Origin of the sequence: Bacillus haikouensis (genome assembly GCF_013179555.1) — a bacterium.
Lineage (GTDB): Bacteria > Bacillota > Bacilli > Bacillales > Bacillaceae_B > Rossellomorea > Rossellomorea haikouensis_A.
Window position 1 is genome coordinate 1 of record NZ_JABMCR010000190.1, and the last position, 8,197, is coordinate 8,197.

Consider the following 8,197-nt stretch of genomic DNA (forward strand, 5'->3'; position numbering starts at 1 on the left):
GCGGATATATCCGAAGGGGAAAGCATCCACTTGAAAGTCCTGCAGACAAGAAGGTCAATCCGGGGGACACGGATGAGAGTGGGACCAAAACGTAAAGAGGTTATTGTGAATGTCGCCCCAATCATAGTGAACGGCAAGCTGAAGGGTAGTGTCGGTGTCATTCACGATATGTCGGAAATCCAGTCCCTCACCCAGGAACTTGACAGGGCACGGAGGATTATCCGAACCCTCGAGGCCAAATATATGTTTGAAGATATCATTGGGGATTCGGAAGAAATGCAGCTGGCGATTGAACAAGCAAAACTGGGGGCAAAAACCCCGGCGACTGTCCTTTTGAGAGGAGAGTCCGGGACGGGGAAGGAATTGTTTGCGCATGCAATACATAATGCGAGTGACCGCAAGTTTAATAAGTTCTTGCGGGTTAATTGTGCAGCGTTATCCGAAAGTCTTTTAGAAAGTGAACTATTCGGATATGAAGAAGGGGCTTTTTCCGGTGCGAAGCGCGGAGGCAAGCGGGGATTATTTGAAGAAGCAGACAAAGGGAGTATTTTCCTTGATGAAATCGGCGAACTCAGTGCCAATACCCAGGCGAAATTACTAAGGGTGCTGCAGGAGAATGAAATAGTGAGGGTCGGGGGTACGAAATCCATCAGCATTAATGTCAGGGTCATAGCTGCCACGAACGTCAATCTGGAAAAAGGGATCGCAGACGGTTCTTTCAGGGAAGATTTATATTACCGTCTGAACAGGATGCCTATTCAAATCCCGCCTTTGAGAAATCGAAAAAAAGACATCCCGCTTATTTCTGAAACCCTGATCGCCAAAATTAACCAGGACTATGGAAGGAATGTTGATGGTATTACCAAGGACGCTTTAAAACGTCTGATGGAATACCGCTGGCCCGGAAATGTCAGGGAGCTTGAAAACGTCCTGGGCAGGGCAATCATTTTTATGAAATATAATGAAACGACCATTGATGTGCATCACCTGCCTCCTCTGGAGAGTTCATCCCGAAAAGCGGATGAATATAGTATGAAGAGCAGGGTATCGGCAGACAAAGATTTAAATTCTCAGTTGGAAGAATACGAAAAGAAGATAATTCAAGAAGTTTTAGAGCAGAATAATGGTAACAAAACAGCCGCTGCAAAAACATTGAATGTTTCAGTCAGAAATTTGTATTACAAGCTTGAAAAATATAACATTGAAACAACTGGCATGAAATAAATTGCATAGTATGAAATTTATTTCATGCATAGATACTTGCAAATAAAGCGTTTTCAGGTTTTTGAAAGTTGGCACGGTTCTTGCATGTGTTATTGGTGGGAACAAATTTTTGTTAAAGGGGTTGAAACATACATTCATGAATCTTCAGTCTTTGTTGGAAAAAGCAACCCGAAAAGAACATTCTGTTGTGGCTGTTGCTGCGGCAGAGGATAAAGAAGTACTTGGGGCTGTCGGTATGGCAGTGGACAGAGGTATGGCGGAATTTATTTTGTTTGGCGACAAAGAGAAGATTGAAGCCATAATGGAAGAGGTTACACCTCATTTACGTTCAAATAAGGCGATAACAATTAAACATGCCGTCTCGCCGTTGAAAGCAGCAGAGATGGCTGTGAAAGCAGTCAGGGAAAACGAGGCAGGTGCCTTAATGAAAGGGAATGTCCCTACTGCCGTTATTTTAAAGGCAGTACTGAATAAAGAATGGGGTCTCCGCACAGGTAATGTCCTTTCACATGTTGCTGCATTCGAAGTGACAGGTTTTGATAAACTGATTTTTGTCACAGATGCTGCAATGAATATCACTCCTGATTTAAGTCAAAAGGCGCAGATTATAGAGAATGCCGTCAACGTTGCATCTTCTATCGGTGTCTCCACACCAAAAGTAGCGCCGCTTGCTGCGGTGGAAGTGGTGAATCCTGCGATGCAGGCGACTCTTGATGCAGCTACCCTGACAATGATGAATCAAAGAGGGCAGATCAAAGATTGTGTCGTCGATGGTCCGCTTGCTCTTGATAATGCAATCTCGCACCATGCAGCAGAACATAAAGGTATCCAAAGTGAAGTGGCTGGACAAGCAGATATCTTACTGGTCCCGAATATCGAAACGGGCAATGCGTTATACAAATCACTCATATACTTTGCAAGAGCAAAAGTAGGAGCGGTGATTGCCGGAGCAAAAGCACCGATAGTATTAACTTCCAGAGCGGATAGTGCCGAAAGTAAATTGCATTCACTCGCACTTGCCATTTGCTCTGCTTCAAATTAGAAAGCGAAGGAATTTTCTTAGAGGGCATAAGCCGAAACTGTATAGAAAGGTGCCATTTGCCTTCTTGGTCTGTTCTGGCTAAATACATGTGCCTCTTCGCCTGAAGCTGGAAATAATGAGGTCCCGCAGGGAGGTTGACCTAAGGCTCAAGGGTCACCAGAAAAAAGCGGAATCTTTCAAGGTGTGTAACAGAGCCAATAATAAAAGATTGATGAATAAATCACTTAAATGATCCTGGGGAGGAATTTGGAATGAAAATTTTTAGCTATATGGAAAACTACGATTATGAGCAATTAGTATTTTGTCAAGATGAAGTATCTGGTTTGAAAGCAATCATCGCAATTCATGATACAACACTTGGACCGGCACTTGGCGGAACACGGATGTGGACATATGAATCAGAAGAAGCAGCAATTGAAGACGCACTTCGCTTAGCTCGCGGAATGACTTATAAAAATGCTGCAGCCGGACTTAATCTGGGTGGAGGAAAAACGGTTATCATCGGGGATCCCCGCAAAGATAAAAATGAGGAAATGTTCCGTGCTTTCGGACGTTACATCCAAGGGCTGAACGGACGTTACATCACAGCTGAAGATGTTGGTACAACTGTGGCTGACATGGATCTGATCCATGAAGAAACGGATTATGTGACTGGTATTTCACCTGCCTTCGGTTCTTCAGGTAACCCTTCTCCAGTAACTGCTTACGGTGTATACCGCGGAATGAAAGCAGCAGCTAAAGCAGCGTTCGGTACAGATTCTCTTGAAGGCAAAACAATTGCCGTACAGGGAGTAGGGAATGTGGCGTACAATATGTGTAAACATCTTCATGAAGAAGGGGCAAACCTTATCGTAACAGATATCCATAAAGAATCGGTCGATCGTGCTGTGAACGACTTTGGAGCGAAAGCAGTTGACCCTTCTGAAATTTATAGTGTAGACTGTGATATTTTCGCACCATGTGCTCTTGGGGCAATCATCAATGACGAAACGATTTCTCAAATCAAGGCGAAAGTCATTGCAGGAGCTGCTAATAATCAATTGAAAGAAACCCGACATGGAGATGCCGTTCATGAAATGGGTATCGTGTATGCACCAGACTATGTCATCAATGCAGGTGGAGTTATCAATGTTGCGGATGAGTTGTACGGTTATAACAGCGAAAGAGCAATGAAGAAAGTAGAGCAGGTTTACAACAACGTTGAGCGAGTGATTGAAATCGCAAAGCGTGATAACGTACCTACTTACGTAGCTGCCGACCGCATGGCTGAAGAAAGAATTGAAAAAATGCGCCGTTCAAGAAGCCAATTCTTACAAAACGGACAACATATTCTAAGCAGACGCGGATAAACATACAGAACGCTTGACTTCTTATGAGGTGAAGCGTTTCTTACCTGAAGTATTAGTTTAACGGGAACAAGGGGTTATCTGTCATAGGGGGAAATTTAAATACAGATTGAACAGAATACAGCTACCCAAATGGAGGTAACAACAGTGCAGGAAATGAAACATCGCATATTAGTCATAAATCCCGGATCGACATCGACAAAGATTGGAGTCTTCGATGATGACCGGTCCATTTTCGAGAAAACGATCCGTCATGAAACCGAAAAGATTAACGAATTTCCAAATATTATCGATCAATATGAATTCCGTAAAAATACGATTCTTCAAACGCTGGATGAAGAAGGAATCAATATCAGCAAGCTGAGTGCAGTCTGTGGCCGGGGCGGTCTGCTTAGACCGATAGAAGGCGGAACGTACTTGGTGAATGATGAAATGCTTAAAGACTTGAGAGAAGGATTCTCCGGCCAGCATGCATCGAATCTGGGAGGAATATTGGCTTTTGAAATTGCCTCAGGTTTGAACATCCCATCATATATCGTCGACCCGGTCGTGGTGGACGAGCTGCAGCCGCTTGCGAGAATTTCCGGATTTTCTTTAATTGAAAGAAAAAGCATCTTTCATGCATTGAATCAAAAAGCTGTAGCGAGAAGAGTCGCAAAGCAATTAGATAAAAAGTATGAAGATCTTAACTTGATCATTACTCATATGGGCGGTGGAATCACTGTCGGTACACATCAAAATGGAAAAGTGATCGACGTAAACAATGGTTTGCATGGAGACGGGCCATTCAGTCCTGAAAGAGCAGGAACAGTCCCTGCGGGTGATTTGGTTGATTTATGCTTCTCTGGTGATTATTATCGCGACGAAATCATGAAGAAGCTGGTTGGCCAGGGCGGTCTGGTAGGATATCTGGGAACCAGTGATGCTGTAAAAGTGGAAAAAATGATTGAAAATGGCGATATTCAAGCGAAGAAAGTATACGATGCAATGGCTTATCAAATCGCCAAAGAAATCGGATCAGCCAGTGCAGTCCTGAACGGTAAAGTGGACGCGATTGTATTAACGGGCGGATTGGCTTATGGTAAAGAGTTCGTCAAGGCGATCAGCGAACGGATCAACTGGATTGCAGATGTCATCATCCAACCAGGCGAAAACGAGCTGCAGGCACTGGCAGAAGGGGCACTCAGAGTCCTGAAAAATGAAGAAAATTATAAAGTATATCCAGGCACGGTAAAGGAAGAAGCAACAGTATAAGTTTAAGGAGGATGCAGCTTTGGCACAAGAATATGATTTAGTCATTCTGGGCGGGGGAACTGGCGGCTATGTCGCAGCAATCCGCGCATCACAATTAGGATTGAAAACAGCAATTGTTGAAAAGGGGAAGCTTGGGGGAACTTGTCTTCACAGAGGGTGCATCCCGAGTAAAGCCCTGTTGCGAAGTGCTGAAGTGTACTCAACCGCTAAGCACAGCGATAGCTTTGGTGTGAAAATCAATGGGGTCGAACTGGATTTTGAAAAAGTACAATCCCGAAAAGATGGAATCGTCGAACAGCTTCATAAAGGTGTACAGCATTTAATGAAACAAGGCAAGATCGATGTATTTGAAGGAATCGGCCGTATTCTTGGTCCTTCCATCTTCTCACCTATGCCCGGTACAATTTCAGTCGAAATGAATAACGGAGAAGAGAATGAAATGCTCATTCCGAAGAACGTTATCGTAGCAACTGGTTCACGTCCGCGTTCTCTGCCGGGTCTTGACATTGACGGAGAATTTGTATTGTCTTCAGATGAGGCGTTGGAGCTTGAACAGCTGCCTAAGTCAATCATAATAGTCGGTGGCGGAGTGATAGGTATCGAGTGGGCTTCCATGTTATCTGACTTTGATGTAGACGTGACCGTAGTTGAATATGCAGACAAGATTGTCCCGACGGAAGATCATGAAATCTCAAAAGAAATGCAGCGTCTAATGAAGAAAAAAGGCGTGAAAATCGTCACAAGTGCAAAAGTACTTCCTGAATCCCTCCAAAAAGGAGAAGGGCAAGTAACGATCAATGCTGAACATAAAGGGGAAGAGAAATCATTCTCTGCTGAAAAAATCCTTGTCTCAGTTGGCCGTCAAGCCAATGTTGAGGGGATAGGTGTGGAAAACACAGACATCAAAGTGGAAAAGGGCTTTATTGAAGTGAATGATTTCTTCCAGACTAAAGAATCGCATATTTACGCAATCGGAGATGTCATTGGCGGACTTCAACTGGCACATGTCGCTTCTCATGAAGGGATTACAGCAGTCGAGCATATGGCGAATGAAAAGCCGCATCCAATCGATTATTCACTTATATCAAAATGCATTTACAGCAACCCTGAAATCGCAAGCGTCGGAATGACCGAGCAAGAGGCAAAGGAAAAAGGCTTTGAACTTAAAGTAGGCAAATTCAGCTTCAGAGCCATCGGTAAAGCGCTTGTTTACGGTGAATCAGATGGTTTTGTAAAAATTATTGCAGACAAGCAAACGGATGACATCCTTGGTGTCCATATGATCGGTCCTCATGTAACCGATATGATTTCTGAAGCAGGACTTGCCAGGGTTCTTGATGCAACGCCATGGGAAATAGGACATACCATCCACCCGCACCCATCACTGTCAGAAGCGATCGGGGAAGCTGCTTTGGCAGTAGACGGAAAAGCAATTCACTCATAAAAAAAACAAGGGGGTGGCCGCAGAGCTCCCCCATATAAAGACTTAAACCCGCAGGAGGTAAAAAAATATGGCAGAGAATCGTCATGAACAATTAGGTCTCTCTAACGATAAAGTAATAGAAATTTATGAAACGATGCTACTTGCAAGAAAAATCGATGAACGTATGTGGTTGTTGAACCGTTCAGGTAAAATTCCTTTCGTTATATCCTGTCAGGGGCAAGAAGCTGCACAGGTGGGTGCTGCATTTGCACTGGACCGTGAAAAGGATTTCGCCCTTCCATACTACCGTGACATGGGTGTTGTTTTGACGTTTGGAATGACTGCAAAGGAATTAATGTTATCCGGCTTTGCTAAAGCAGAAGATCCAAACTCAGGCGGACGTCAGATGCCTGGTCACTTTGGGCAAAAGAAAAATAATATTGTAACTGGATCTTCTCCGGTGACAACACAGGTTCCCCATGCTGTAGGTGTTGCACTTGCAGGAAAAATGGAAAAGAAAGACCTCGTTACATTCGTAACATTTGGAGAAGGTTCTTCGAATCAGGGAGATTTCCACGAAGGTGCTAACTTTGCTGGTGTACATAAGCTTCCGGTTATCTTTATGTGTGAGAATAATAAGTACGCAATCTCAGTTCCAATTGAAAAACAATTGGCTTGTGAAAAAGTATCAGACCGCGCAATCGGGTACGGGATGCCTGGGGTGACCGTCGATGGCAACGATCCTTTGGAAGTATATAAAGCAGTGAAAGAAGCTGCAGACCGCGGACGCCGCGGTGAAGGTCCTACTTTGGTCGAAACCGTTTCATACCGCTTGACTCCTCACTCCTCAGACGATGACGACAGAAGTTATCGTTCTCCCGATGAAGTGGCAAAAGCAAAAACGAACGATCCGATCATTACATTTGGCGCTTACTTGAAAGAAACAGGCGTAATGAATGATGAGCTTGAAAAAGAAATCAACGATCGTGTGATGAAGCAAGTGAATGAAGCTACAGACTATGCAGAAAATGCTCCATACGCTGAACCTGAATCAGCAATGAAGTATGTGTACGCAGAAGAGAAGTAAGGGGGAATAAACAATGCCAGTAATTTCATATATTGATGCCGTAACAATGGCGATAAGAGAAGAAATGGAACGAGATGAGAAAGTATTTGTACTGGGGGAAGATGTCGGAAAAAAAGGCGGAGTGTTTAAAGCGACTCACGGCCTTTATGATCAATTCGGAGAAGACCGTGTCATCGACACTCCCCTCGCAGAATCTGCAATCGCAGGGGTAGGAATCGGTGCAGCAATGTACGGGATGAGACCGATCGCTGAGATGCAGTTTGCTGATTTTATCATGCCTGCTGTGAACCAGATCATTTCTGAAGCGTCCCGAATCCGTTATCGTTCAAATAATGACTGGAGCTGTCCGATGGTCATACGTGCACCTTATGGAGGCGGAGTCCATGGAGCCTTGTATCACTCACAATCTGTCGAAGCAGTATTCGCCAATCAGCCCGGACTGAAGATTGTCATGCCTTCTACACCATATGATGTAAAAGGATTATTGAAAGCGGCCATCCGCGACGAAGATCCGGTACTTTTCTTTGAACATAAGCGTGCTTACCGATTGATCAAAGGGGAAGTTCCTGATGACGATTACACGCTTCCGATCGGTAAAGCAGATGTGAAACGTGAAGGCGAGGACATTACAGTCATCACATACGGCCTTTCTGTACATTTTGCACTTCAAGCAGCAGAAAAGCTTGCCCAGGACGGAATAGAAGCACATATCCTGGATTTAAGAACCATCTATCCATTAGATAAGGAAGCAATCATCGAAGCTGCTTCAAAAACGGGTAAAGTGCTGCTTGTGACAGAAGATAATAAAGAAGGAAGCATCA

7 protein-coding genes are annotated in these 8,197 nt (G+C 44.1%); all 7 read left to right on the plus strand.

Features of this window, described 5'->3' with window-relative positions:
* Window positions 1-1,224 (plus strand): sigma-54 interaction domain-containing protein (locus HP456_RS16395; protein WP_172253030.1); only part of this gene is annotated, 1,224 nt, incomplete at its 5' end.
* Between the two features lie 136 nt (window positions 1,225-1,360).
* A complete protein-coding gene (gene yqiS / locus HP456_RS16400; protein ID WP_172253032.1) occupies window positions 1,361-2,266 on the plus strand; it encodes a phosphate butyryltransferase in 906 nt (301 codons plus the stop codon).
* A 251-nt stretch (window positions 2,267-2,517) separates the two neighbouring features.
* Window positions 2,518-3,615 (plus strand): branched-chain amino acid dehydrogenase, encoded by a 1,098-nt coding sequence (bcd, locus tag HP456_RS16405; protein WP_172253034.1) that lies wholly within the window; start codon window positions 2,518-2,520, stop codon window positions 3,613-3,615.
* A 129-nt stretch (window positions 3,616-3,744) separates the two neighbouring features.
* Complete coding sequence (buk, locus tag HP456_RS16410; RefSeq protein WP_172253036.1) at window positions 3,745-4,866, plus strand: butyrate kinase; 1,122 nt, start codon at window positions 3,745-3,747, stop codon at window positions 4,864-4,866.
* Window positions 4,867-4,885: 19 nt separating this feature from the next.
* Window positions 4,886-6,310, plus strand: coding sequence for a dihydrolipoyl dehydrogenase (gene lpdA, locus HP456_RS16415; RefSeq protein ID WP_172253038.1), 1,425 nt, complete (start codon window positions 4,886-4,888; stop codon window positions 6,308-6,310).
* A 67-nt stretch (window positions 6,311-6,377) separates the two neighbouring features.
* Window positions 6,378-7,376, plus strand: coding sequence for a thiamine pyrophosphate-dependent dehydrogenase E1 component subunit alpha (locus HP456_RS16420; RefSeq protein ID WP_172253040.1), 999 nt, complete (start codon window positions 6,378-6,380; stop codon window positions 7,374-7,376).
* A 13-nt stretch (window positions 7,377-7,389) separates the two neighbouring features.
* Window positions 7,390-8,197: alpha-ketoacid dehydrogenase subunit beta (locus tag HP456_RS16425; RefSeq protein WP_172253042.1), on the plus strand; the 808-nt coding region annotated here is incomplete at its 3' end.

What these genes read in the sequence shown, in the direction of transcription:
- buk (WP_172253036.1), top strand. Translation starts at nt 3,745, where the DNA reads ATGGAGGTAACAACAGTGCAGGAAATGAAACATCGCATATTAGTCATA.
- bcd (WP_172253034.1), top strand. Translation starts at nt 2,518, where the DNA reads ATGAAAATTTTTAGCTATATGGAAAACTACGATTATGAGCAATTAGTA.
- HP456_RS16420 (WP_172253040.1), top strand. Translation starts at nt 6,378, where the DNA reads ATGGCAGAGAATCGTCATGAACAATTAGGTCTCTCTAACGATAAAGTA.
- yqiS (WP_172253032.1), top strand. Translation starts at nt 1,361, where the DNA reads ATGAATCTTCAGTCTTTGTTGGAAAAAGCAACCCGAAAAGAACATTCT.